Annotated in this window: 28 protein-coding genes; 20 read left to right on the plus strand and 8 right to left on the minus strand. The window is 43.5% G+C overall.

Translation table 11 applies throughout. The features are described 5' to 3' along the window. The first annotated feature begins 4 nt into the window (after positions 1 to 4). The 19 genes from CGRAC_RS02355 to CGRAC_RS02430 all read left to right on the plus strand — a co-directional run bounded on the left by CGRAC_RS02355 (position 5) and on the right by CGRAC_RS02430 (position 12188). Positions 5 to 301 carry a hypothetical protein gene (locus tag CGRAC_RS02355; protein WP_005871001.1) on the plus strand — a complete coding sequence of 99 codons (297 nt, stop codon included), beginning with the start codon at positions 5 to 7 and terminating at the stop codon, positions 299 to 301. A gap of 341 nt (positions 302 to 642) precedes the next feature. Then, positions 643 to 1029 carry a hypothetical protein gene (locus tag CGRAC_RS02360; RefSeq protein WP_156187199.1) on the plus strand — a complete coding sequence of 129 codons (387 nt, stop codon included), beginning with the start codon at positions 643 to 645 and terminating at the stop codon, positions 1027 to 1029. A gap of 62 nt (positions 1030 to 1091) precedes the next feature. Beyond that, positions 1092 to 3662: a hemagglutinin repeat-containing protein gene (locus CGRAC_RS02365; RefSeq protein ID WP_050346295.1), complete on the plus strand. Its 2571-nt coding sequence runs from the start codon at positions 1092 to 1094 to the stop codon at positions 3660 to 3662. Then, a complete protein-coding gene (locus tag CGRAC_RS02370) occupies positions 3659 to 4120 on the plus strand; it encodes a hypothetical protein (RefSeq protein WP_005869945.1) in 462 nt (153 codons plus the stop codon). The genes CGRAC_RS02365 and CGRAC_RS02370 overlap by 4 nt, the downstream gene beginning before the upstream one ends. Before the next feature lie 8 nt (positions 4121 to 4128). Then, positions 4129 to 4275 carry a hypothetical protein gene (locus CGRAC_RS11730; RefSeq protein ID WP_005869946.1) on the plus strand — a complete coding sequence of 49 codons (147 nt, stop codon included), beginning with the start codon at positions 4129 to 4131 and terminating at the stop codon, positions 4273 to 4275. Between the two features lie 50 nt (positions 4276 to 4325). Next, the gene (locus CGRAC_RS12685; RefSeq protein ID WP_256640052.1) at positions 4326 to 4460 is read left to right on the plus strand and encodes a hypothetical protein; all 135 of its coding nucleotides are present in this window, start codon (positions 4326 to 4328) and stop codon (positions 4458 to 4460) included. A gap of 132 nt (positions 4461 to 4592) precedes the next feature. After that, entirely contained in the window at positions 4593 to 4844 is a 252-nt protein-coding gene (locus tag CGRAC_RS02375) for a colicin E3/pyocin S6 family cytotoxin (RefSeq protein ID WP_227940502.1), read from the plus strand. After that, positions 4841 to 5569: a hypothetical protein gene (locus CGRAC_RS02380; protein WP_005869459.1), complete on the plus strand. Its 729-nt coding sequence runs from the start codon at positions 4841 to 4843 to the stop codon at positions 5567 to 5569. Before CGRAC_RS02375 ends, CGRAC_RS02380 begins: the two co-directional genes overlap by 4 nt. A gap of 77 nt (positions 5570 to 5646) precedes the next feature. Further along, a complete protein-coding gene (locus tag CGRAC_RS02385; protein ID WP_005869458.1) occupies positions 5647 to 6060 on the plus strand; it encodes a hypothetical protein in 414 nt (137 codons plus the stop codon). 276 nt (positions 6061 to 6336) lie between these two features. Then, a complete protein-coding gene (locus tag CGRAC_RS02390) occupies positions 6337 to 6651 on the plus strand; it encodes a hypothetical protein (RefSeq protein ID WP_040303309.1) in 315 nt (104 codons plus the stop codon). A gap of 46 nt (positions 6652 to 6697) precedes the next feature. Beyond that, positions 6698 to 7066 (plus strand): polymorphic toxin type 30 domain-containing protein, encoded by a 369-nt coding sequence (locus CGRAC_RS02395; RefSeq protein ID WP_040303307.1) that lies wholly within the window; start codon positions 6698 to 6700, stop codon positions 7064 to 7066. Then, the gene (locus tag CGRAC_RS02400) at positions 7056 to 7442 is read left to right on the plus strand and encodes a hypothetical protein (RefSeq protein ID WP_040303305.1); all 387 of its coding nucleotides are present in this window, start codon (positions 7056 to 7058) and stop codon (positions 7440 to 7442) included. The genes CGRAC_RS02395 and CGRAC_RS02400 overlap by 11 nt, the downstream gene beginning before the upstream one ends. Positions 7443 to 7477: 35 nt before the next feature. Continuing rightward, positions 7478 to 7867, plus strand: coding sequence for a hypothetical protein (locus CGRAC_RS02405; protein WP_040303303.1), 390 nt, complete (start codon positions 7478 to 7480; stop codon positions 7865 to 7867). A 37-nt stretch (positions 7868 to 7904) separates the two neighbouring features. Next, positions 7905 to 8291 (plus strand): hypothetical protein, encoded by a 387-nt coding sequence (locus CGRAC_RS02410; RefSeq protein WP_005869449.1) that lies wholly within the window; start codon positions 7905 to 7907, stop codon positions 8289 to 8291. A gap of 21 nt (positions 8292 to 8312) precedes the next feature. Continuing rightward, positions 8313 to 8498, plus strand: coding sequence for a hypothetical protein (locus CGRAC_RS11735; RefSeq protein ID WP_005869447.1), 186 nt, complete (start codon positions 8313 to 8315; stop codon positions 8496 to 8498). 1 nt (position 8499) lies between these two features. Beyond that, entirely contained in the window at positions 8500 to 8901 is a 402-nt protein-coding gene (locus tag CGRAC_RS02415; protein ID WP_005869445.1) for a hypothetical protein, read from the plus strand. A 219-nt stretch (positions 8902 to 9120) separates the two neighbouring features. Continuing rightward, positions 9121 to 10302, plus strand: coding sequence for a tryptophan synthase subunit beta (gene trpB / locus CGRAC_RS02420; protein WP_005869443.1), 1182 nt, complete (start codon positions 9121 to 9123; stop codon positions 10300 to 10302). Further along, a complete protein-coding gene (gene trpA, locus CGRAC_RS02425) occupies positions 10295 to 11041 on the plus strand; it encodes a tryptophan synthase subunit alpha (RefSeq protein WP_005869441.1) in 747 nt (248 codons plus the stop codon). Before trpB ends, trpA begins: the two co-directional genes overlap by 8 nt. Before the next feature lie 10 nt (positions 11042 to 11051). Next, on the plus strand, positions 11052 to 12188 hold the full coding sequence (locus tag CGRAC_RS02430; protein WP_005869439.1) for a hypothetical protein: 1137 nt from the start codon (positions 11052 to 11054) through the stop codon (positions 12186 to 12188). 239 nt (positions 12189 to 12427) lie between these two features. On the opposite strand, the gene CGRAC_RS12660 is transcribed toward CGRAC_RS02430, so the two are convergent. Together CGRAC_RS12660 and CGRAC_RS02440 are read right to left on the minus strand one after the other, a co-directional pair. Then, complete coding sequence (locus tag CGRAC_RS12660) at positions 12428 to 12700, minus strand: TonB-dependent receptor (RefSeq protein WP_005869435.1); 273 nt, start codon at positions 12698 to 12700, stop codon at positions 12428 to 12430. A 50-nt stretch (positions 12701 to 12750) separates the two neighbouring features. Continuing rightward, positions 12751 to 14523 (minus strand): TonB-dependent receptor domain-containing protein, encoded by a 1773-nt coding sequence (locus CGRAC_RS02440; RefSeq protein WP_050346297.1) that lies wholly within the window; start codon positions 14521 to 14523, stop codon positions 12751 to 12753. A gap of 478 nt (positions 14524 to 15001) precedes the next feature. Between CGRAC_RS02440 and yedE the strand changes: the two genes are divergently transcribed. Continuing rightward, complete coding sequence (gene yedE, locus CGRAC_RS02450; RefSeq protein ID WP_005869427.1) at positions 15002 to 16063, plus strand: YedE family putative selenium transporter; 1062 nt, start codon at positions 15002 to 15004, stop codon at positions 16061 to 16063. A gap of 299 nt (positions 16064 to 16362) precedes the next feature. On the opposite strand, the gene CGRAC_RS02455 is transcribed toward yedE, so the two are convergent. From CGRAC_RS02455 to CGRAC_RS02490, 6 genes are all read right to left on the minus strand, one after another. Next, the gene (locus CGRAC_RS02455) at positions 16363 to 17271 is read right to left on the minus strand and encodes a hypothetical protein (protein WP_005869424.1); all 909 of its coding nucleotides are present in this window, start codon (positions 17269 to 17271) and stop codon (positions 16363 to 16365) included. Positions 17272 to 17964: 693 nt separating this feature from the next. Further along, positions 17965 to 18153 (minus strand): hypothetical protein, encoded by a 189-nt coding sequence (locus tag CGRAC_RS02470; RefSeq protein ID WP_005869417.1) that lies wholly within the window; start codon positions 18151 to 18153, stop codon positions 17965 to 17967. A 62-nt stretch (positions 18154 to 18215) separates the two neighbouring features. Then, a complete protein-coding gene (gene trpF / locus CGRAC_RS12405; RefSeq protein ID WP_005869415.1) occupies positions 18216 to 19997 on the minus strand; it encodes a phosphoribosylanthranilate isomerase in 1782 nt (593 codons plus the stop codon). After that, positions 19981 to 21102 carry a DNA adenine methylase gene (locus CGRAC_RS02480; protein WP_005869413.1) on the minus strand — a complete coding sequence of 374 codons (1122 nt, stop codon included), beginning with the start codon at positions 21100 to 21102 and terminating at the stop codon, positions 19981 to 19983. The genes trpF and CGRAC_RS02480 overlap by 17 nt, the downstream gene beginning before the upstream one ends. Then, complete coding sequence (gene trpD, locus CGRAC_RS02485; RefSeq protein WP_040303328.1) at positions 21103 to 22716, minus strand: anthranilate phosphoribosyltransferase; 1614 nt, start codon at positions 22714 to 22716, stop codon at positions 21103 to 21105. It lies immediately after the preceding gene. Positions 22717 to 23005: 289 nt separating this feature from the next. Beyond that, on the minus strand, positions 23006 to 24718 hold the full coding sequence (locus tag CGRAC_RS02490; RefSeq protein WP_050346298.1) for an anthranilate synthase component I family protein: 1713 nt from the start codon (positions 24716 to 24718) through the stop codon (positions 23006 to 23008). Between the last annotated feature and the right edge of the window lie 74 nt (positions 24719 to 24792).

Raw genomic sequence — 24792 nt, forward strand, 5'->3', positions numbered from 1 at the left:
GTAAATGAAAATAGTAAAACTTTTAATATTTTTAATATTTTATACTTTGATACTATTATATTTCACATTACCAAGGTTGGGTGCACGTCCAGATTTAATATTTATAAATTTGAATTCACTTTCCAAAGATGACTTAAATAAAGATGAATTTCACCGTGAACTTAATAGTAGTGATTGGTTTTTGCGGAAAGATGGAAATATAAGCGCAGTTGAACCCGAAGAGGTCAGAAGCATATTAAAAGACGAAAATTCTACGGTATTGTTTGGAATATACAGCGAGGCGTATACCTTTTATCATTAGTTAATAAACAACAAAGATAAAACCAGAGCTAACGATCGGCGGCGGTATTCAGGGTAGAGAAACGGGGTTTGGCGAGAATATACGTTATGCGGACAATGCAAAAGATGCCAAAAGAGTTGGTAGTAACGCAGCGGCAAATGAGTTAGCAAAAACACGAGAGTACGAAGATGCGCATGCTCTAAAAAAGGCAAATTTAGATGGTCAATCTGATAAAAAAATTTCACATTATGATATATATTATCATAAGGAAAGTAGAACTATATTTTTGAAGCATAAAACTACCGGGCGAATGATAGAAGCCCAGTAAATTTGTAAATTTATGAGGAGCATAAATGACTACTATGTATGTTGGTTTTTGGTTGTCTTCGGATAAATATAACTTTGATTTTTCGGACTTGATCCTATGCGGGGAGATTGAGAAAAATAAAATTGGTGACATAAATAAAAGACGTGGCGAAGTCATAAATAGATGTAACTGGTCGTGTTGTACTGCCAAGAAAGAGTGTGTATTTACAAGCGATGCCTTAAAAGATTTGTATGAAATTTTAAAAACGAACTTCGGCGATATCAAAAAGAGGATATCAGAATTAAATTTAACCGTTAATATTTATGTAGCGGTAGATACGACGGAAAAGGACGATGTTTATGCTATAGATTTTAGCAAAGAAATGATAAAAATGTGCGCCGAACTAAATGCCGATGTCTGCGTAGACGGGATATATTATTAATTTGTGTGGGGAGAGAGACGGCGTAGAAAATAAATTTCTAATAGGCCATTAAAAAGATAAAAATGAATAAATTTATAAAAAAGCTTTCTTTCTTTACCCTTGCTCTCTTATCGGCTGCCGCCCTCATCTCCCAAGGAGCCGCCGCATCCTCTAGCTGGGTTACCTGGGGCTTTAGCGTAGGCGCCTCCGCAGAGCTTAGCGGAACCACTTCCAAAGATAGCTCTAAATCAAGTAGCTCCGTAGCCTCTAATCTTAGCGGCAATAATATTAAAATTTTAACTGATAGCAATAAAGATACCGCTATAAATATCAAAGGCTCAAATTTATATGCTAGTAATGATATATATCTAAACACCCATAATCTATTTATGGAAGCTTCGCAAGATAGCTATGAGGCTAAACAAAGCTCTAAAACCATAAGCGGAAGAGTATCTGCTACTATGTATGGAGGCGGAGGAGGAAGCGCAGGACTTGATTACTCTAAAAGCAATATGAAAGAGGAAAGCCTTAGCCACAATAACGCTAAAGTTTATGCAGGACATAATATATACGCCTTAGCTAGTAACGACGCTTTAATAAAAGGAGCAAACCTTAGAGCGGATAACGCTTTAGCTTTAAAGGTAGGACATGATCTAAGCCTAGCAAGCCTGCGAGATAGCTATAATTACGATAGTAAATCAAGCTCCATAGGGGCAGGTATAGGCATAAGCGGCAGTAAAACAACCTCCGATCCGGACAATCCCTCTGACATAAGCAACAACATAGTAAGGTATTCAAATTCTAAGCTTTCAAGCATAAACGCTAACTACTCTAGATCCAAATCAAGCACTATGGTAAAACAGACCGTGCTATCTAGTATAACCGCCAAAGAGCTAAACATAGAAGTAGGAGCTAATACCGATCTGAAAGGCTCATTAATAGCCGCAGGCTACTATGATGAGAGCGGAAATTTCATAGATAACGGCAAGCTTAGATTAAAAACGAATACCCTAACATTCTCGAATTTAAGCAATACTAGATACGACAAATCAAATTCTTTAAGCATAGGGGCAAATTATGCTTTTAAGGATCCTCAACAAGGAGGAGAAGGCGGAAGTAAAGATGGAGGTAGCCAAGCTAAAGAGAGCACTGCAGGATCAAACGCCTTTAGCTCAAATCACATGAGCGGTATGCAAACAAGTGGCATCATAGGACAAAGCGGCACGAGCTTGCAAGATAAAAAGAACGATACCGACCCTAAGTCTAAAATTTCATCGATTAACTACGCTAATAATAGAAACCTATCCTACTCTATGAGTAAGAGCTTAGCTACTATAGGAAAAGGAGAGCTTATAGTAGGAGATAAAGATATAAGTTCTTTAAGTAAAGATGAGCTTGCTTCTTTACAATCCGATCCCAACAATAAGGCTCTATATAACTCAGACGATCTTACTAGATTAAACAGAGATAGCTCTAAGCTAAATAAAGAGCTATACTCTACTAAGCTAAACTCTGACGTTGATGCAAGCGTAGATATGAGGCTCTTTAGCGAAGGGGGAAGGAACGAGATAAAGGATGAGCTTAATAGGGGTAGTGCGATAACCAAGTCCTTAGAGATGCTTATAAAAACTGGGGATTTTTCTTTTAATGAAAACGTAGCGGAATATGCAAACGCTTATGAGTTAAGCAAGGCTTATGGTAAAGATTTAAGCTCGGTACTAATGGATGAAAAAGTAGGCATCGGCACTAAAGAGCAGGTAATAAAATCTCTAGTAGATGCTTATGCAAAAGCCAATGGTTTAAATTTAGAAGGTATTAAAGTAAAACTAATATCCGATGCCAATGCAAAGGGCAAAAATGATGAGCCTTTCAAAGGGAATTTCGACTCTTTAAGCAAAACTATCACTTTAAATTTAGCCAATACGTCGGATATAAAAACATTTGCTCAAACCCTAGGACATGAGCTAAGCCATGCTATAGACTACAAAAAAGGACGCTTCGCTCCAGGCGATAAGGCTATGAATAAATATGCCGATATAAAGGGCGATCACTTTGCGGACTATCTCGAAAGAGGCCTAGATATAACGGGCTCGAAAATAAATTTAGGGGACAAGCTGCCGAGCTACGATAAATACAATAAGATCAACCAAGCCCTCTTGGAACATAATCTTAAGAATTTTAATAGCACGGATAAGAGATGGAGCGATAATGCGGATTTGAATTTGTTTAATTTTGGATTACACTTGGATGCCCCTCGTTATATGAGCGCATTATCATTAAGTGTTATTCTAAGAGATGAGGAAATTTATCGAGTATATGGGCACGGTGATTCTCAAGGATTTATTCATGATGAAAGAGAGGCATATCATTCTGGGATAAAACTAGCACCAGAAGATTTAGTCAAATTGATACAAAGAGATCCGGAATATCGAAAAACTAAAATAATTGATTTAAGAGCATGCTATTCCGGTTTTAAGTCATATTCGGGAGAAGCATATGCACAAAGAGTTGCGGATTTAACCGGGAAGCCTACGATCGGATATACGGACGAGTATATGTATAGACTATTTGAAGGCATTCCAAATCAAGACCTTGGTTCCGTGATGGTTCCTTTCATTCCTAAAAAGCCAAAAATAAGTAAGGATATAAAATGAAATTTTTTCTCATCATAATTAGTATATTTCTTTATATTTATATTGTTCTTTCGGTGCTAAGTTTTTCACCTTGTGATATTAACGATATGTTGAGGCGAAACTACAATCGTATGGAGCAAAAATGCAGATTAAAATTGATACGACGGGCTAATAATGGCAACAGCGGGGCGCATAGGCGACTTTTCTATTTTTATGAATCTTATTTTTTAGATAGATATTGTGTAGATAAAAAGGCGCAGCAAGAATTAGACAAAGAGGAACTAAATTTTATTAAAAAATTTCATTCTGGAAATTTAGATCTATGCACAAATAACGGTTTTATAGTTGGTTTATTAAAAAAGTGCGTTTTGAAAGAGGGAAATTTTACATTGTGTACCAAGCGGATCGGAAAGGAAAAAGAGATTAACATGGATGAAGTCATACATCTATATTACACGGATAAAAAACCAAAAGAATAAGAGCTTTCATGAAAAATAAAATTTACTTTATTGCCGCTGCTATAATATTATTTGCGTGGATATTTTATCTATATAAAGAGCAAAGCGCCTCTTGCGATATAAAAGATCTTTTTATGGGCGATACTGAAATAACAAAAGAGTGCGAATTGCTATAATAAGGCAATTTGACAAGAATGGTAACCCTCGCGCATATAAAAGGTTGAGTTTGGTTTATGGAAAAATTTTAAGCGAAAGACCGACAGAGGAGGTTTTAGATGAGCTAGATCAAGAAGAGATAGAATTTTTAAAAAAATTGTATCCTGATTCAGAAATTCTATCTAAATTACCACGTAAAAAATAGGTGCGGCCATAAAAAGAGCGCGGAGGACGCCCTTACACTCACGTACCTCAATCGCCTATAAAACCGGAGCTAACGATCGGCGGCGGAGTTCAGGGTAGAGAAACGGGGTTTAGAGAAAATATTATTGGATATATACGTGAGCCAGAAACTAGTGAATTGAAGGGCTTCCCTGGATTAACCGAAGCAAAGCGAAAAACTCCGATACAGGGGGGCGGTGGATTAAGGAAGCGATGGAAAGACAAAAAGGGTAATATTTATGAGTGGGATTATCGGCATGGGGAACTAGAAAAATATGATAAGCAGGGGCGGCATTTGGGTCAATTTAACCATATAACTGGCAAACAAACTAAACCCGCGGATAAAACAAGAAAGGTTGAAAAATGAAAAGTATAAAAGGTATTTTTCGCTATCTTTTTCCGGTAAGAGATGGACGAGAACTGTATTGGATTAAAATTCCAAAAGGGCAAAGCGATCGTTTCGGAAAAGAATTTATATTCGAGCCCGAATCGATTGCGAAATCGGACGCGCAAAAACTCGGTCTAAAAATAGATCCAAAGCTTTTAAGCGATAAGCGAATTAAATTTCATATACGCGATATGTATTATAAGACATATTATGATATAACATCTTTCGGTATCGATGAGAGCTACGCCGATTCGCGGCAAATAGATCTTGATTTGGAAGACATAAAACAAATTGTAAAATCGGATGCAGACGATCCTTATTATGTATATGGCTATAGCTTAAACATAGAGCAGATGAGATCTTTTGGATGCCTTGATATGGTTAAGCCCGGTTTTTCATACTTCTTTGGTTCCTCTGCCGGTCATGAAAGAATAATCAAAGCTCCAAATAGCAGCGATAAAAATATAAAAGGCTGCTATATAAATGTCTTTGATAGCGATACGGAAGCCTTTTACGTGGCATTATTGGACGTTAAGCTGCCTTTTAGCGAAGTTGCGAAAATAGTCCGCCCGCTGAGCGTAGAGGCAAATATCCACTATTCTTATAGCCTCTCCGAAGAGCAGATTATAAAATTGGGATTTCCTGAAATTTTAAAAGAAAATGGCGGCAAAATCGACGCTCAAATATCGGTAGAGATAGTATAATCTGATAATTTAAAATTTAGTCGTTAAATAGATGAATTATGTGAGCTCTGCGGGTTGTAAATTTATGAGGAGTATAGATGGCTACTATGTATGTTGGTTTTTGGTTATCTTCGGATAAATATAACTTTGATTTTTCGGACTTGATCCTAGACGAGAAGACCAATGAATATAAAATTAGTTATATAAAAAAATATAAAATTGGTGACATAAATAAAAGACGTGGCGAAGTCATAAATAGATGTAACTGGTCGTGTTGTACTGCCAAGAAAGAGTGTGTATTTACAAGCGATGCTTTAAAAGATTTGTATGAAATTTTAAAAACGAACTTCGGCGATATCAAAAAGAGGATATCGGAATTAAATTTAACCGTTAATATTTATGTAGCGGTAGATACGACGGAAAAGGACGATATATATTCCATCGACTTTAGTAAAGAAATGATAAAAATGTGTGCCGAACTAAATGCCGATGTATGCGTAGATGGGATATAACAAGTAGCAATGGCATCTATAATATATCGGAAAATAATTCCCATAGAGAAAGATGAAATGGCAAGCGAATTTCTAATACCCCGCTCAAAAGGTAAAAATGAATAAATTTATAAAGCGGCTTTCTTTCTTTGCCCTTTTTAATCTATACAAAAACAGGAAGATCTGTCGTTTTATATGGAACAAAGGGGGAATATGGCTACAGTCCTATATTTTTTCTACCAAACATTGCCGACGAAGGTATGGAGGAATTTAAACCAAATATACAAGGAGTAAAAAATGAAAAATAGTTTTCAACAGGTATTTTTAACACTAGTGACTTTGATCGCCGGGGCTTTGATGTATTGGGCATTGGATTATCGGTTTTCTCAAGATGCCGAAAGGAAAGATCCTTGTTACTATGCATATTTTAAGGTTTATGATAATAATAAAAGCAGATTCGCTTATTGCATAAATAAAGAACTAAGGAGGGCGGCTTCTCAGATAAAATATTACTTAAAATTTCTGCCCGAGGATATTAATTTTACATCAGAAGAAGAACACGTAATAGAAAAAGGCAGAATGTTTTCAAATTCGCTTAATGAATTGAGATAATATAGTAAAAGTAGATTTTATAGTAGACGGAAATGGCTTACACTAAATGTCAAGAAATTTAAAATGGCTGGCTAGACAGGAAACATCGACTAATGTAGGAGATTTTGCCGGCCTAACAGGCGCATCATTTGAAGAGATATTCTCAAGAGCGCCAAAAGACTGGAAAGTAATGCTACAAAATGACGGTAATGGAATAAAATTTGTAGAAATCGTAGATGGAAAAAAGATAGACAGAGTTAGAATACATGCGCCGGAAAATAATCCGGATTTACCAAGCACCGCAAACACTAATAATGGATGGGTTTTAAGAATTCATGCTAGTAGAAATAAGTATTTTGATGATTCCGGTAAAATATTAGGACGTAATACTAACGAAACCCATATCCCAATAAAAGGAAACCCAAATGCAAATTAACGGAAAAGAGATATTTGAGAAAGGCGGTCTTATGTTTTATTTAAGCCTAATGGCTTCTTTGGAATACCAGGATAAATATATCGTTCACCCTACAGCTAAATATTATGAAAGCCCATCTGAAATGGCAGATATTTTATATACCGAATGCGAAAATGCTTTATTGGAGCGGTTTGAATTTTGTTTCTTACCATACGAGAGGGATGCGCTAAGAGAACTTTTGGAGCTTATAGATAGATACTTTAAAGATCAAAGCTTGTTAGAAGGTATAGGTGAGTATTTGGTATATCACAATAAATCCTGGATAGAGGTTAGAGAGCTAGCTTTAAAGACCTTGCATATTTTCGGATATGATTTAGGTGACTTTGACTATGACTAAGTCCGAGAAACCATATACAATAAAAGGAAATTTAAATGCAAATTAACGGAAAAGAGATATTTGAGAAAGGCGGTCTTATGTTTAATTTAAGCCGAATGGCTTCTTTGGAATATCAGGATAAGTATCTAGTACATGCCACGGCTAAATATTATGAAGATCCATCGGAAATGGCGGAACTACTATGCGATGAATGCTGGCGTGCCCTTGACGAAAAATTTAGATTCTGTTTTTTGCCCTATGAAAGAGAGATCTTAAAAGAGCTTGCAGAACTTATTTATAAATACTTTAAAGATCAAAGCTTGTTAGAGGGAGATACTTATGACTATCTAGTCTATCAGAACAAATCCTGGGTAGAGGTCAGAGAATTAGCTTTAAAAACTTTACATATTTTCGGATATGATTTGGAAGACTTTGATCTGTATTAAGCTCACGGAGCAGCACTTAAATAAAAAGGAAACCCAAATGCAAATTAACGGAAAAGAGATATTTAAGAAAGGTACTCTTATGTGCCGCCTAAGCAGAATGGCGTCTTCGGAATATCAGGACAAGTATATCGTCCATCCCACAATCAATAAATATGAAGATCCATCGGAAATGGTAGAATTTTTATATACCGAATGCAAAAATGCCTTATTGGAGCAATTTGAATTTTGTTTCTTACCATACGAGAGAGATGCGCTAAGAGAGCTTATGGAGCTTATAGATAGATACTTTAAAGATCAAAGCCTGCTAGAAGGCGTATGTGAATATTTGATCTATCATAATAAATCATGGGTAGAAGTCAGAGAGTTAGCCTTAAAGACTTTGTATACCTTCGGATATGATTTGGAAGACTTCGACTATGATTAAACCCGGATTAGACCAGGCAGAATGAAATTTATCCTATATATCTTTAATCTGCTGCTATGCCTAAGCGCCTGGGCTTATATAGATATTAATGGTATAAGTGATAGCAAATCAAGCTCCATAGGGGCAGGTATAGGCATAAGCGGCAGTAAAACACAAAAACCAAGGGTTTTTATCCGTAAAATTCAAAAATTCCTAACAAGGCAATAAGATGAAATTTTTAAAACGATACAAAAATATTATTCTACTGCCGTTTATGCTAATTATTTCGTTTTTTGTTTTTCGTATGATTTATACGGAAATAATTAGCGAGTGCGCCCCAATAAGGCTTTTTTCAAAAAATTCTCTAAGCAACAGCGGTTATGTTGAGTTAAAAGCAAAATGTATAAGAAAAGCTTTGGAAAATAACGATAATTACCTTATTATGCAGTATTTTAAAAGAGAAACGAGCGAGTGTCTTAAAATTATTGATGAACCGTCAAAAATCCCACATAATTTGATTAGAGTTAATAGTTTTGAAGAGTGGAAAAAATTAAGACTTACAGATACCGACAATATAATTTGTCCTATCGGTAATGATAAAAAGAGCGATATTGGCAATGAAAGCAAATAAATTTACAAATTATTCAAATTCATGAAGTTGGGCTGCTCATCAAGCAAGACATTAGCCGCAATTTGAAGTGTAAATTTCAAAATTTACTATTTTGTGCCGCGCGTTTTTTGCGGCTGCATATCCGATAAATTTAGAAGAGCGTCGCAAAAGGCGCCGTCAAAAAAGCGAAATTTAACGCGAAATTTTATATAATCTCACGATTTAATGCGAGGAGATAGGATGAATAAAAAGGCGTATTTCGGGAGTTTCGGCGGGCAGTTCGTGCCCGAAACGGCGATGTTCGCGCTTGAGGAGTTGGAGGATGCGTACAACACCATAGCGCAGACTAGGGAATTTAAAGATGAGCTGGGTTGCTTGCTGCGCGAATACGCTGGGCGTCCGACGCCGTTATATCACGCCGCGCGCCTTAGCGAGTACTACGGGCATGAAATTTATCTAAAGCGCGAGGATCTTAATCACACGGGCGCTCATAAGATCAATAACGCCCTAGCGCAGGCGCTACTAGCAAAAAAAATGGGCAAAAAAAAGGTCATCGCCGAAACCGGCGCAGGCCAGCACGGCGTGGCGACGGCGACGGCAGCGGCGCTATTCGGGCTTGAGTGCGACGTGTATATGGGCGAGACCGACGCCGCGCGCCAACAGCTCAACGCCTTTAGGATGCAGCTTTTGGGTGCAAATTTAATCAAAATCGGCACCGGTTTAAAAACGCTCAAAGAGGCGACTACTGCGGCGATTCAGGCGTGGGTGAACGAGATTGAGAGCGTATTTTACGTCATCGGCTCGGCGGTCGGGCCGCATCCGTATCCTAAGATGGTTAGGGATTTTCAAAGCGTCATCGGCGCCGAGACCAGATCGCAGCTCGCAAGCAAGGGGATCAAAGCCGACTACGTCTTAGCTTGCGTGGGCGGCGGAAGCAATGCGATAGGAATTTTTAGCGCGTTCGTGGACGATCCCGCCGTACAACTCATCGGCGTCGAAGCAGGCGGCTTGGGCGCACAAACCCCTTATCACGCAGCGACCATCACTAACGGGCGCGCGGGCATCATCCACGGCATGAAAACGATCGTGCTGCAGGATAAATTCGGCATGATCGAGCCTGTTCACAGTATTTCAGCGGGGCTTGATTATCCTGGAGTAGGTCCGGAGCACGCGCATCTGCACGAGATAAGTCGCGCAAAATACGAAGCGGTAACCGACGATGAGTGCATCACGGCGCTTAAACTGCTCTGCAGGCTCGAAGGCATCATCCCCGCGATCGAAAGCGCGCACGCGTTAGCGTATTTGCAAAAGCTCTGCCCGCAGCTAAAGGGCAGAAAAACGATCGTCGTAAACGTAAGCGGTAGAGGCGATAAGGATATGGATACCGTGATGAATTACAAAAAAGGAACGATTTATGGATAAGATCAAGGCTGCCTTTGCCGGCAAAAAGGCAAACATCGGCTACATCGTGGCTGGCTACCCGAACCCCGCGCACACGAAGGAGTTTTTGTCAAATTTAGACGAAAGCGCGATCGATCTGCTTGAGATCGGCATCCCGTATTCCGACCCGCTCGCGGACGGCCCCGAAATTTTTAAAGCGAGCTTTTCCGCGGTGCAAAACGGCGTAAACGCGGAGAAGGTATTTGAAATTTTAAAAGGAGTGCAAACGCGCAAGCCGCTCGTGTTTTTGGTCTATTACAACGTGATCTTTGCCTACGGCGCGCGCGAGTTTGTATCCAAGGCGGCGCGCTACGGCATCAGCGGGCTAATAATCCCCGATCTGCCGTATGAGGAGAATGAAGAAATTTTCGCGCTTTGCGAAGAGCTTGGTATCGCGCTCATCCCGCTTATCAGTGTTACGAGCGAGCACCGCGCCGCACGAGTTTTGAGCCGCGCGCGAGGCTTCATCTACGGCGTGGGCGCTATCGGCGTGACAGGAAGTAAGCAAACTCCAATCTCGCGCCTAAAAAATATGGTCGCAGATCTTAAAAAGATGAGCGATCTGCCCATGGCGATCGGCTTTGGTATCCGCACTGCCGGCGACGTTCGCGCTACGAAAGAATACGCAGACGGCGCTATCATCGGCACTGCGATCGTAAATTTATGCGCGAACTACGGCGGGCGCGAGCTACAAAACAAGATCGCCGAACTTTTTAACTAACGGAATAAGCATGAAAAAGATATTTTTGATTTTAATCACAAATTTTTGCCTCGGCGCCAATCTGATGCAATACGATCTTTTCAACCACGACGACAGCGTCGACATCGCCTTAGCGTTTGACTCCGCATACAAACCTGACATCGTGCGCCGCGTCGACGGGCAGTCGATGAGTCTTATTTTAAAAGGGCTTGGCGGCGATGAGAAATTTAACGAAATGCGCACCAACCAAAAGGTCTTAAAAAGCTTTACGATAGCGCCTAAGGGCAAGGATATCGAGATAAATTTCCCCACCGGAGCCGATCTATCGGTCGATGCTCTTACTCAAGACGGCAATCTCAAGCTCATTTTGCGCGTAAAAAACCCCGCTTTCGATCAGAGCAAGATGAGCGTCAAAAGTGAGGCTAATGAGACGACGCAAAGCGGTAGCAGCGGGGTTTCCGTGATGCCGATAATCGTAGCGTTACTGCTTGCGGCTGCAGCTTTCGTCGGCGTGCGAAAATTTTTATCACACAAGCCGCAAAAAAGTATCGACGAGACATGGCGGGTTTTTGAAGACGACGCTAGCATGGAGGATGCCGATGTGGACGAAGCGAGCATAGATGAAATTTTAAACGACTCCTCCTTTAAAAATCAGAGCGGATCAAAAAACGCAAATTTTACCAATTATTCTGACGCGCAAGAGTTTGCGAAGAAAGATGAAGTCTCTGCTTTAAATTCCAAAAATTCTAACGACTCAAAAAACGTAGATAGCGCAGATTTTTTAAGAGGCGAGAGTGCGGACGATAAATTTTACGATGAAGTTGCGCGTGCCGAGCGTTTGGAAACTATGGAGGCGGACGAAAACTCTGAGAGCGCTGAGAATATAAGAGCAGCGGATAAAATTTCGCCGCTTAAAGTAAGCCCTGTCGAGAGTGGCACGATGGAATTTCGCGAGGGGGTAAAAGAAAGATCGGATACAAAAGAGCCCAAGATTTCGGCATTTAAAAGTATTTTAGAAAATGAGCTGCTTAGCTCGGATACTGCAAGACCTAGCGACGTGCGAGTAGAGCTTGTGCGCGAGATCGACGAAAATAATGCTGCCCTAGTGCTAAGCTTCGCGGGCAAAAAACATCTAGTGGTGTTAAAAAGCTCCAACGCTATCGATTGATGAGGCGTGGAATTTCGTAACTTGCGGGCTTTGCGACCCATAAAATTTTTGCAGTTTGTTAAATTTTCAAAATTATGGAATTTTATAGCGCTAGAAATTTATGCCACATTTAAGCCTCATCGCCAAAAGGTCGCGATGAGGTTAAAATTTAAGATGAGGTTTAAATTTGAAAAGAAAGAATGGCGAAAGCTCGGATAAGTTTTAAAATTTAACCCGCGCCTCGCCCGTATAAGCTTAATCTAAAATCTTACTTCCAAATCGACGTAGAAATTTCGTCCAGCACCCACCACCACAGTCTCGCGCGTGCGGTTTGCGTTGATGTAGTGGCGATCAAAAATATTATTTACGCCAAAGCTTATGTCCGCGCCGTCAAGGACCGGAATAACGCCGTTTTTGATCTTGTAGCTTCCTCTAAAATTAGCGATCGTAAAGGACTTATCTACATAAAAATACTCCCTCCCGCGTGCAAAATATGAAGCGGGTTTGGAGTGAGGTTTGAAATAATGGCTCACCTGAAATCCTAGACTCAAATCTTGCAGCGGCGAATAATCTATGTTCGCGCTTAACTTTTTGGCGTGGTTATTGATGTTTTCGTGCGTCTTTTATTGTAAATTCTAAGTCGCTCGAAGCTAGCGCCGAAATCAAAGTCCTCGGTTTGGTAGTTTGAGCTTATCTCAAAACCATGCCTTTTGGCCTGATCGATGTTTTGATGCTGTCCGTATTGCTGCGAGAAGCCGCCCGGCGGTACGCCTAGATGCGGTAGCGGCTTAACGTCGATCATATCTTCGATCTTGCCGTTGAAGTAGATAAATTTCATATCGAAGTGATCGTCGGTAAAAATTTGCTCTTTTTTAAAGCTAAATCCAAGCTCGTACTCTTTGACGGTTTCAGGCTTTAGATCGGGATTTGGGATGTAATAATAATGTATGTTCATCGGCCCTGATTGCGATGTTTCGTGCGGCGTAGGCGCGCGTAAACTCTCGCTGTATCCCGCTAAAAGCGTAAATTTATCGAAGAGCGTATAGGCAATCGCCGCGCGCGGAGAAAATCTCGAATCTTTAAATTTAGCCGATCTGCCTTTGATGTCGCGATCGAATCTATCGTATCTGCCGCCCAAGGTAAGCTCTAAATCATCGTGCAAGCGGATCAGATCCTGCGCGAAAAGCCCGTAACTATTGTATTCATTTGGGAAGGAGGCAAAATCCGATAGCACGCCGTTTAGGATATAGGTCGCATCCTCTTGCCGCTTTTCGTAATCGCCACCGAAAGCAAAGCTGTGATTTAAAAAGCCCGTATCAAATTCCGAGATATTTTTGATCTCCAGCCCCTTGCGATCATCTTTATTGGCGTAATCTAGCGTGCCCGTAGGTTGTTGATCTTTATAGCCGCGTTTGTACTCGGCTCTGCTTTTATAGGCCTTAAAAGACATATCCACTAGCGGGCTTTGCGGCGTGAAATTCCAATCAAAAACATAATCTCTCTGGCTTAAATTTCCGCTTACGAAGAGATCTGCATCATTTTGCCATAGTGTCTGCCACATCGTGTGTAAATTTTCGTCGTAATCAAAGGCGCTGAAGCTTATGCGGTGATCGTCCAAATTCGCGCCGATCTTAAAAAATCCAGTATCGATATGCTCGTTATTAAAGCTCTTGTCGTAGTCCGGGGCATAATGCGTGCCGCCGTCTGCGAACTTAACGTTGCCGTAGCTTGCGCGCTTGCCGTAGAGTAAAACGTCGATCGGAATCTCCTCACCCTTGCCGTAGACCGCGCCGCGCGTGCTATGCATATTGTTTGATTCGAGCCTCTGCCCTAGCATCAAACCTACGCTTTTGCCCTCGCTTAGATAATCGCTCGCGCTTTTAGTTTGCATATTTACGATACCGCCGATCGCGCCCGAGCCGTGAAGCACGGACGAGGCGCCCTTTATGACCTCGACGCGCTTTAAAATGTCGCTATCGGTGCGAAAGGATGAGATCATATTTGAGTACATTCCCGCGCTTCTGCGCACGCCGTCTTGCTTGATGATGACGCGCTCGTCGCTTTGATATCCGAATCCGCGGATCTGAAACTGCCTGCCGATCTGACGCCCCATATCCATGCTGCCGTCAACTCCCGGTATCTGCATAATCGAATCGATCACGTTGGTTTTGGCTTTCATATCCTTGGGGGTTAAAATTCCGGCCGAGCCTGCGTATTTTAGGTTATCGACCGCGCTTACCGTCGCTTGCACGACGATTTGGCCCAGATCTTGCGACTTCGTAGCGTTGTTTTCGGCTGCATTCACTCCGCCTATTGCGCCTATCGCAAGCGGCACCAATAAAATTTGCTTTTTCATGCCTCGACCTTTAAAATAAAATTGAAATACATTGTTATATATCTACATACTTAAATAAGGTTGAAATTTAATTTCAAAAATATTTGAAATTTGTTTTTATTGGCGGCAAGTATGCGCTCCGTCTGAGCTACTTCTGCGTTTTGGCTACGTCATGCCTGCACTCTATTTGCGCCGTTTCTGCCCCCTCCGCTCCGCTTGTATCCACCTACATCACGTCCGTGCTGCCTCTACGCTTTATCTTTTTGTTTCGATCTGTCTGCGCCGAAATCGAGCGGCTAAATTCGGCGTTTTTTATTGCAACAAAGAGTCTAAATTTAAACGTCCGCGATTTACTTGCGTCTAAATTTAGGGGCTGCTCTAGTGATTTAAATCTTTCGCTTTTCATAAATTTAGATCGGAATTTATTTGCTTTTTATTTTACAAAGGATAAAATCGCGCCTAAGAGATCGGTCGATCTAGATTATTTCAGGACTTTTTCATGAATAACGTTAAATGGTACATCATCGCAGGCGCCGTGCTAGGCGTGCCGGGTGCGACGCTGGTGCATTTCGGAAACCCGGGCAATATGGGCGTTTGCGTCGCTTGTTTTTTGCGCGATACCACGGGCGCGCTGGGCTTTCACCGAGCAGCCGCAGTGCAATACATCCGCCCGGAGATCATAGGGCTCGTGTTCGGCGGTTTTTTAGCAAGCGTGCTTTGGACGCGCGAGTTTGCGCCGGTTACCGGCAGTTCGCCGTTTGCGAAATTTTTCCTAGGGATTTTTGCGATGATCGGCTGCCTTGTATTTTTGGGATGCCCGTGGCGCGCGTTTTTGCGCCTAGGCGGCGGCGATTTGACCGCGCTAGCCGGGTTAGCGGGTCTGATCTGCGGCGTACTCATTGGGTTTTTGCTTAAAAAGCGCGGCTATGAGGCGAGTAAAGAGGCAAGGCTTAGCGGCGCGATCGGAATTTTGCCCGTGCTACTGGGCGCTGCGCTGCTTGCGGCCTTGGTTTTCGGACTCAAAACGGGCGAGGGCGGCGCGCTTTTTATCTCCGCTAAAGGCCCCGGCGCGCAACACGCCGCGATAGGCATCTCGCTGGCTGCGGGCATTATCGTGGGTGCCCTGATGCATAGAAGCAAATTTTGCAGCGTCGGCGCGTTCGGTAGAATTTTCCGCGGCGATTTTTCGATGTTTTGGGGCGTACTAAGCGTCATCGCGTTTGCAAGCATCGCAAATATCGCGTTTGGGCAATACAAACTCGGCTTTGAAGGCCAGCCTATCGCACATAACGATTTCGTTTGGAATTTCTTAGGCATGGTGCTCGCAGGACTTTGCTTCAGCCTCAGCGAGGGCTGCCCGGGCAAGCACCTGGTGCAGGCCGGCACGGGAAATTTAAGCTCGGGCGTCTTCGTCATCGGCATGGCGGCGGGCGCTGCGATCGCGCACAATTTCTTGCTCGCAAGTTCGGCCAAAGGTATCACCGAGTTCGCTCCTTACGCGGTCGCGATCGGTTTTGTTTTCGCGCTTTACGTAGGGATTTTTCAAAGACGCAGCGCTTAAGGATGATATTTAATTTCAGAGATCAATCGAATACAAAGGCGGCGTATCTAGCCAAGCTCCAGCAGCGTACTTATAAAGAAATACGCTGCTGGAGCAGAGTGCTCGCTGCAAGACTGGCGCAAGCAGCTGGAAGTGGAATTTAAGAATTTGTAGCCGTATTCATAACGCGATAAAGCAAATGATAAAAATATATTCCGCGCAAGAAAGATTACGATCAATTTTTAAGAGTCGCTCCTTTAAATTTTAAAATTTAAAGGCTTCGCCATTTGAGGCTTCTTTAATTTAAAAATCTTTAATTACTAATTAAAACCCAGCCACACGTGGTGCTGGACTTTATTTAAATCAATACCTTTTCTCTTTATAAAAAATTCTTTTATCCTGGCGTAGTCGTCCATAGCTTCTATCGTAAAGGCGATATCTTTATCCTTGCCTCGGATTATTATATTATCGTAGAATATAAATCTAAGTTGAAATTTAAAAACCAAAAAATATATAAATTTTGAGATGAATAAAAACAAAAACGTCAATATCAATATAAAAATTACTTTGGAACTACCTGTTTCTATATATTTTCTTACGCCGATAGCTAATACTAATATGCAGATCAATAAAAAAGCGATTATCGTAGCATACGGATCAAATTTTAAGAAAAATCTATAAAAAGCGCCTTGCCTCCTAAGCCACTCATTATCTCTTGCAAAATAGGCTCTTTTTACATCCTTAAGGTCATCTAAGAATATAGTTTTTTCGGGCATTTTGTTTGTACAATAAGTAACTCGATCATTATAAAATTTTACAAATTTCTTATTAAAAAAATTTGTAAAATATTCCATTATTATAGGCAATCCGAAAAATGGAAATACTATAAAAAGCTGATTATATCTAGTTTGATTGGGTTCGTATGAATACATAAAAATCATAATCGCAAGCGTGCATACCGTAGCAAGAACTATATAAAAATTCGTCCTATCTTTGAGCGCTAAAGGCTCTTTATTATAATCACGAGCGCAACTCGGATTTTGTCTGAACTTAGTAAGACTTATGCTTTCGTTTGAATTTGTAGCGAAGCCATTCGTGAGTTTTTCAAATTTAAAATTTTTACTATCAGAATTTTCGGCATCAAAATTCCGCCCTGAACCCTGCTCTAAATTTTGACGCCGTTCATTTAAAATTTTATTTAGCTCTTCGAGCCTCTGTTTTTTATTCATCTTTATTCTTTATAGCCTACACAAAAATTTGTGGCGGGATTTTATCTAAATTTTTCCCTGTTTTGAGTAGAAAATAGGCTTTTAACTCCCTGTATTCTTTACTTGTTAATATGCTTGCTTCGATATAATTACCGTTGCTCATAAAAATAAGGCTGTCGTTTCCTATGTCAAATCCCAAATTTTTCTTAAATCTAAATATGATTAAGGGTGCAAACGCCAAAAATAAGGAGATCGGCACAATTAAAATTCCATAAGAAATTTTATTTTTAAAAGTTACTACCAAAGATAAAAGGATTATCCACGCGAACGCGACAAAAAATGTTGAAATTTTACCTTTTTTCGTCATTTTTAAAGTAGACGGTCCAAAAGTGCGTTTTATTGCAATTATTTCGGATAAATTTATAGAGTCGCCCTCTTTTTCTCTGAATAATATTCGATAACTGAATTTTTAAATTTTATATAGCAGGTGCCAAATTTACCAGGAAGTTCTAGCCAGCGTTTAACGGATCTTGGCGAGTCTTGCCTTGTTCCAAAATCTATGAAATTAAGAAAATACAGAAATGGCGAATAAAATTTAATCATCTCTATTGAGTTATCTTTTATGATTATCGGCTCTTTATTGTAATCCCTTGCTTGAGTTTTAAAATTTTGCGAGGGTGTATCAGCGGCGCAAGAGAGATCGCTTTGCAATTTTTATTCAACGGCATTCGTAAAATTTCGTTCGCTGGCATTTATAGAATTTCGCCCGCCATCGCTCGTAAATTTTAGCCCGCTGCCCACTAAATTTTGCTTATCGCAATTTTTATTTTGTAAGAAATCCTTTATATTTTTATCATACCGCGTTTTGCTTATGCCAAACCTAGCAATTTCGTCGTTATGCATTTGGCTCCTCCTTATATACGCTTGATTTATATATAACTATCGCGCGAGTTTGCACGCAGAGATCAGCCTTGCGCATTTTTTAAAATTCGCAAAATTTCGCTTATCTTTTGTGGATCTTTAATGCCTCGCGCGTCCTCCACGCGGCTGTTTAGATCGATAGCGTATGGGCGCAGTGCGAGTGCCTCACGGATATTTTGCGCGCCGATGCCGCCTGCAAGAATAAAAGAGATCGCACCACCTTTGAAAGCGGTGTTACGCTTATCCGCGCTATCATCTTTTGTGGCACCCGGCTTGCTCGCTTCGCCGCCGTCATTTGAAATATTTGGCGCGCTCGCCTCATAGTCTCTTGCGCCTCGATCATTGACGCCTTCACTTGTGGGTCTTACACCACTCAGCCGCGCGGTAGCACACGCACTAAATTTGCACTCATCGTCATTCTTTGCGACGCGACGATCGGCGCTCGTTTCTTGTTTCGTATTGCCCGATCTAACAATATCATGTGCGCGCTCGCTCGCTTCATTGCTATTAGAGGCACAGCACACGTTGCTTACCATCTGGAGCTTCAAATTTCCGTTTTCGCTATGCTCCGCGCAGGAATTGTTGCAGTCGCCGTTTTTATCGCGCTTTAAATTCCCCTCGCTATATCCGCTACAGATCGCGCTATGTTTAAGATAGCTCCTTGCGCGGTCTGAGCCTTGAGCCGTGCCTGCTGCATAGCATTTTTCGTCGCTTGCTGCATCATTTTGCGTATCGCAGCGCCCGCTAGCCGAGTCACATTTTGTGTCGCCTATGCTTTGAATCGTGCTGCCCGCGCAGTATTTTTCATCACGCGTCGCGTCGTATTGTCCTTCGTAGCCAAGCCCAACGCGTCGCAGCAGATCCCAATTAAAACTCACGCCGTTACCGCCCAGGCTTGCTCCTTTGGCGTCGAATAAGATCCGATCGAAGCTCAAACCCTCAAGCGTAGGCATTTCGGCACCGATGCTTAGCACCTGCCACGCCTCTATGCCTGCCGCGTTAAGCCGCACTTTGAAATCCGCGCTTATGCATCCATAAATCTGAGCGCAGTCCAGCTCGCAAAGGCTGCAAATTTTTAAAATTTGCTCCTCGTCTAAAGCTTCCGTATCTAAAATTTCAGAATTTAGATCTTTTACCGAGGCGGACACAGCGCAGTTTGCGTTTAAATTTAAGCTCAAATCCTCGCGCTCGTTTTCGTAAAATTTTAAGCCGCCGCTCGTGCCTGCGTAAATTTTATCTTCACAAATTTTTTCGTCGCGAGTTTTGCTGCTAAAATTTTTACATTCGCATGCGGCGGCGCCGTGTTTTTTGGAGCTCAAAGCAAAGACTCCGACGCACTTTGCGCCGTTTTCATGCGCGATACGTGCGATCTCGCGCGCTGTTTCTACGCTGACGCGGCGTTTGGAGCTTGATACGAATATCACGCCTAAAAATTCCACGCGCACGCCCGAGCCGTCGCCTTGGCTTCGCAAATCGCTGCCAAAATTTTTATCGCAATCGGAATTTTGCTCGCACGTAAAATTTGCATAATTTTGTGCGCGGTAGGTAAAATTCTCGTCGTCCTGATTAAAATTTTGCGCGAAATTTTGGCCGTCAGAATTGAAATTTCGCGTAGCATTCTCGGCGCCCGAATTAAAATTCCGCTCAGAATTTTCGCCGCAAAAATTAGGAGTTTTTATCGAGCTCTCGCTACCCGATTGTGGTAAATTTTTAGCGTCGTCCGCGCGCTCTAAATTTGCGCATAAAGCCGAGCTGCACGCCAGCACCGCGTGGGCTTCGGCGGCGCTTTTGATGCCGCAAATTTTGATCTTACTTCTGTACGACATATAAAAATTCCGTCACGTAAAGCTCGCGCGCGCTTAAATTTCTGCTCGCGCGGTAGGTCGGATAGCGGATCTCTATCGTGCGCACGGAGCCGATTTTCGTGAGGTTTTTTAAAAATTCCGCCTTCGAGATAAAGCCCTCGGAATTAAAAGAGATTATTAAAAATTTCGCCGGAAATTTCGTCAGAAGCGCGAAAAATTCCTCAGCAGCACTTGATTTTTTATTATATGCCGAGCGGTTCCAGTCTGCGGGGATTCCAGAGACCTTGCTAAGCTCCGCAGCATTTGGGCACTTGCCATCGTTTATAAAATCCGTGATCAAATTTAGCATAAAATAGTTCGAGCCGTAGGGATGCTGATTGTAGGGCGGATCAAAATACGCGACGTCAAGCTGCGAAAAGCGCTCGCTCGCGCTCTGTGCAAAACGCGCGGCATCCTCTTGAAAGACCGCGCTTTCGCAGGCAAAATTTGAAAGCACGGGCAGGCGCAGGGAAATCTCGCCCATTATGCGAGCTAGCGCGTTTTCGCCGCTGCCGCCGAACTTGCCTACGCCCGCTTTGTCCTTGTAAAAGCCCTTAAAAACGCCGCCCGTGTTTGAGTGGATGCTCGACTCGCTAAGTAGCGGCGCGGTGAAAAAATCGCGAAATTTTTGCGGGATTTTACCGATCTGCTCGCAAAGCCCGCCCAAAATCAGGGCGTTTCGGCGCGTGTAAAAAGCGCGCTCGCCCGCCTTAATATTCTCATCGTCCTTCGGCGCGTACAGCTCGCTAAAAAAGCTCTCCTTCGGCGTAAAATTTCTTAAAATTTCGGCGTGCAGCTCGCTCAAATCTCGCCACAGCCCGTCGCTAAAATTTGAAAGATAGCAGGAGTTTATCGCGCGCGAGTAGCCCTCTAGGTCATTTGCGATAACGAGGTTTGAGTGCGCTTTAGCCAGGCGCGCGACGATGCCGCTGCCGCTGAAGACGTCTGCGAAGCTGATCTTGCCCTGCCCAAGCTCCGCCTTAATCTCGCAGATCGCCCGCTCTATCGGCGCTAGCAGCGAGCGCTTGTTGCCCAGATAGCTGATGAGCTGCTCGCTTAAAAACTCCCTCTTTTCGCCGCTAGTCATCTAAGCTCTCGCTCCTACGTAGTTTTCGTAAAATTCCCACGTTTTGCCAGATTTGATCGCCTCTAAAATTAGCGGCTTAGCCTCCGCGGGGCTTGACACGACATCGGCGCAGTATAGCGCAAACATCGCGTTTAGCACGACGATGTCAAATTTCGGCCCGCTAAGCTCGCCTTTTAAAATTTGCTTTAAAGTTTCGGCGTTAGCCTCGCCGTCGCCGCCCTCTATATCGCCGTGAAATGCCCGAGCTAAGCCGAACTGCTCGGGATTTACGCGGTATTCTAAAATTTTGCCGTCCTTGACCTCGTGGATTAGCGTTTCGTCACATAGGCTGATCTCGTCCATGCCGTCCATGCCGTGCACCACCAGAGCGTGCTTGCGCCCCAAAATCATCAACGTTTCGGCGATGAGCCCGTTTACTTCCTCCAGATAATTGCCTACGATCTGATTGCTTAGACTCAAATTTGGATTTAAAAGCGGCCCCATTATATTAAAGACGGTGCCGATTTTTAGGCGGTTTCGCACCTCTTTGACCTCGGCGGTGATCTTGTGAAAAAACGGCGCATGAAAAAACGCTAGCCCCGTGCGATCTAGCAGCACTCTAATCTGCGCCAGATCGCTAAGTAGCGGCACGCCCAGAGCATCGAGCGCATCGGAGCTGCCCGATCTGCTGGTGATCGCACGGTTGCCGTGCTTGGCGACACGCACGCCGAAGCTTGCCGCGATAAAGGCCACAGTCGTGGAGATATTGATCGTCTTTAGCCTATCGCCGCCGGTGCCCACGATGTCAAACATCGGGCTCGGATCGTCGTAGGTGATCGAGTATTTTAAGATACTGCGCACGAGCGCCGTGAGGCTGCTTGGGTAGAGCGATTTTTCGCTGATCAGCACGAGCAGCCCCGCAAGCTGCACGATGTCGTAATCCTGCTCGTAAAGCGCCTTACAAATGACGGCGTAATCGTCGCTATCTAGCGGGAAGCCCTTTTGTAGCTTCAACATAAACGGGGCGAAATTTACCACGAGTTTCTCCTTTAAAATTATCTTTTTGCCGTAATTGATGAAATTTTCGATGATCTTTTTGCCGTATTGAGTAAAAAAGCTCTCGGGATGAAATTGTATGCCAAAAACAGGCTTGCTTCGGTGCTTCATCGCCATTATAATGCCGTCGTTTTCGCTCTTTGCTAAAATTTCAAACTCGCTCGGCAGCGTAGCTTCATCCACATAAAGCGAGTGGTAGCGCATCACTTCAAATTTACGCGGCAGTCCGCTAAAAAGCACGCCGTCATTGAAAATTTCGATCGACGAGCTCTTGCCGTGCAGCGGCACCTCCAGCTGCTTTATCTGCGCGCCCGCCGCATATCCGATCGCCTGATGCCCCAAACACACGCCCAAAATCGGCACGTCCAAATCCGCGCGCAAAATCTCTAAGCAAACGCCACTATCTTTTGGGTGATTTGGCCCAGGGCTTAGGATTATGTGCGACGGGGCAAGCTCGCGCACCCGCTGCAGCGTTATCTCGTCGTTGCGGAAGTAGCGCACCTCCTCACCCGTGAGCTCCAAAATGTATTGATAAATATTAAAAACGAAGCTGTCGTAATTATCTATCATTAAAATCAAAATTTTATCCTTTTTTAGGGCGTTTGCGCCTCTTTCAAATTCTAAATAGTTTAAATTTAGCCGCTTTGCGGCGAGCAAATCCGATGCCACTTTAACGCCGCTAGCGGGCTAAATTTAAAATTCCGCTCGCGGCTACGACATTACCGCATCGCGACGTTGCGCGTTTTGCGTTGCCGAATGAAGCTTATCGTTAAATTTCAATGTCTATACGCTGAAAACTGCTTTTAAATTTAGCCGAATCAAACTCGCACCGAAAAGCGGCGCGCCCGGCTGGTTAAATTTAAAGCGTCTATACTTCCTCGCATAGCTCCTCGATCGCTTTAAGCGGGCTTTTGCGCTTTTTGCAGATCTCAGCGTATTCGCTCTTTGGCGAGCTGTCGTAAACGATGCCTGCGCCCGCGCCGATAAATACGAGATTGCTTAGCCCTTCGCAGCCGAAATTCTCCGCGTTAAATTTAGCAGCCTCAAACCGCATCGCGCGGCTAAAGCTCCCGTTTTCTAAATTTAGCGCCCCGCCGCCCGCGCAAGCTTTTAAATTTAATCTCGCGTCGCGCTCGCTTGCGCGAGCTAAATTTTGCGCCTCGCCGCTGCCCTTTTGCGCCGCAGCACCGCAAAACTCCGTTGTTTCGGGATTTTCGCCGTCGCAAAACTCTGTCGCTTCGGAATTTTCCTCGCTGCAAACAGCGTCTAAATTTAAACCGGAATTCCGCTTAGAGTTCTCGTCCGAGCAGGAATCTTGCGCGTCGCGATTTACAAAGATCGCCGAGCGAATCAAGATCGCCTGCATCACATCGCCGCTAAAGCGCCAAAATCCGATTCCGCCGCCGTAGATGCCGCGCTCGTAGCGCTCCAGCTCATTTATGATCTGCATCGCGCGAATCTTCGGGCTGCCGCTTAGCGTGCCCGCAGGAAAGATCGTGCTAAGCACCTCAAACGCGCTTACCCCGCGCGGCTTACTGCCATAGACCTCGCTTACGATGTGCATCACGCTTTCGTAGCGCACGACGCGCATCGCGTTTTGCACCCGCACCGAGGCGGGCGCGGCGAATTTGCCGATGTCGTTGCGAGCTAGATCGATCAGCATCCGATGCTCCGCAAGCTCCTTTTCGTCGCTTAAAAGCTCGCGCTCGAGCGCCGCGTCTGCTTCGGCATTCGCGCCTCTACTACGGGTGCCCGCGATGGGAGCTACGAAAATTTCGTCCTTTTTGATCTCCATGATCAGCTCGGGACTGGAGCCCGCAACGCAGCCGTACGGCGTCGGGAAGTGAAACATATAGGGGCTCGGATTGTTCTTTTTGAGTCGCTCGTAAAACTCCAGGCTGCCGAGATTCGTGCCGATTTTTAAAATTTCGCCCAGCACGACCTGAAAAACGTCGCCGCTTTTTATCTTTTCTTTTGCAGCTTCGACCATCGCGCTAAAATGAGACTCCTCGGCGCCCAGATCGGTTAAAATTTTAAATTTAAGCTCTTTTTTCTTAGGCTCGGACTTCGCCACGGCTTGCGATTTCGATCCGCCTTTTATAGCGGCGTCCGTTCTTGTGGCGCTCTGCGGCGCGCTTGTCGCTTTGGCGGAGCTTTGCTGCGAGGCTTGCGAACTAAGCCCGCGCAGGTTTTCGTAAATTTGGGCGTCTTTGCCGTAAAAATCGTAAATTTTGCTGATTTTATCGTAGTGCAGGTAGTTTGCGGCATCGGCGTAAAAAAACGGCGGGAAGTCATATAGTGCCTGTTTCGGCGAGCCGATATTTTCGAACGCGCGCACGATGTCGTAGCCCAAAACGCCGAAAAGCCCGGCAAAGCTCGCGTTTTTAAACTCGCTTGCGCCCGCTTTTGCGCTTTTTACCTCATCAAATTTAAGCTTTAGCGCCTCAAAGCTCATCTTAAATCCATCGAAATAATCGCAATCGATGCCGATGATGACCTGAGTGTCGTCCTCTGCGAGGTAGCTTTGCGGATGCGTCTTTAAAATTTCGCGGTAGTAAAAAAGCGGCTCTTCTAAAAGCATTTTCGTCCTTGGAATTTTTAGCGCCATTATACGCTGCTTAGCTTAAATTTGAGCGGGCGGCGCGAGCCTGGGCG

Source organism: Campylobacter gracilis (assembly GCF_001190745.1).
Lineage (GTDB): Bacteria > Campylobacterota > Campylobacteria > Campylobacterales > Campylobacteraceae > Campylobacter_B > Campylobacter_B gracilis.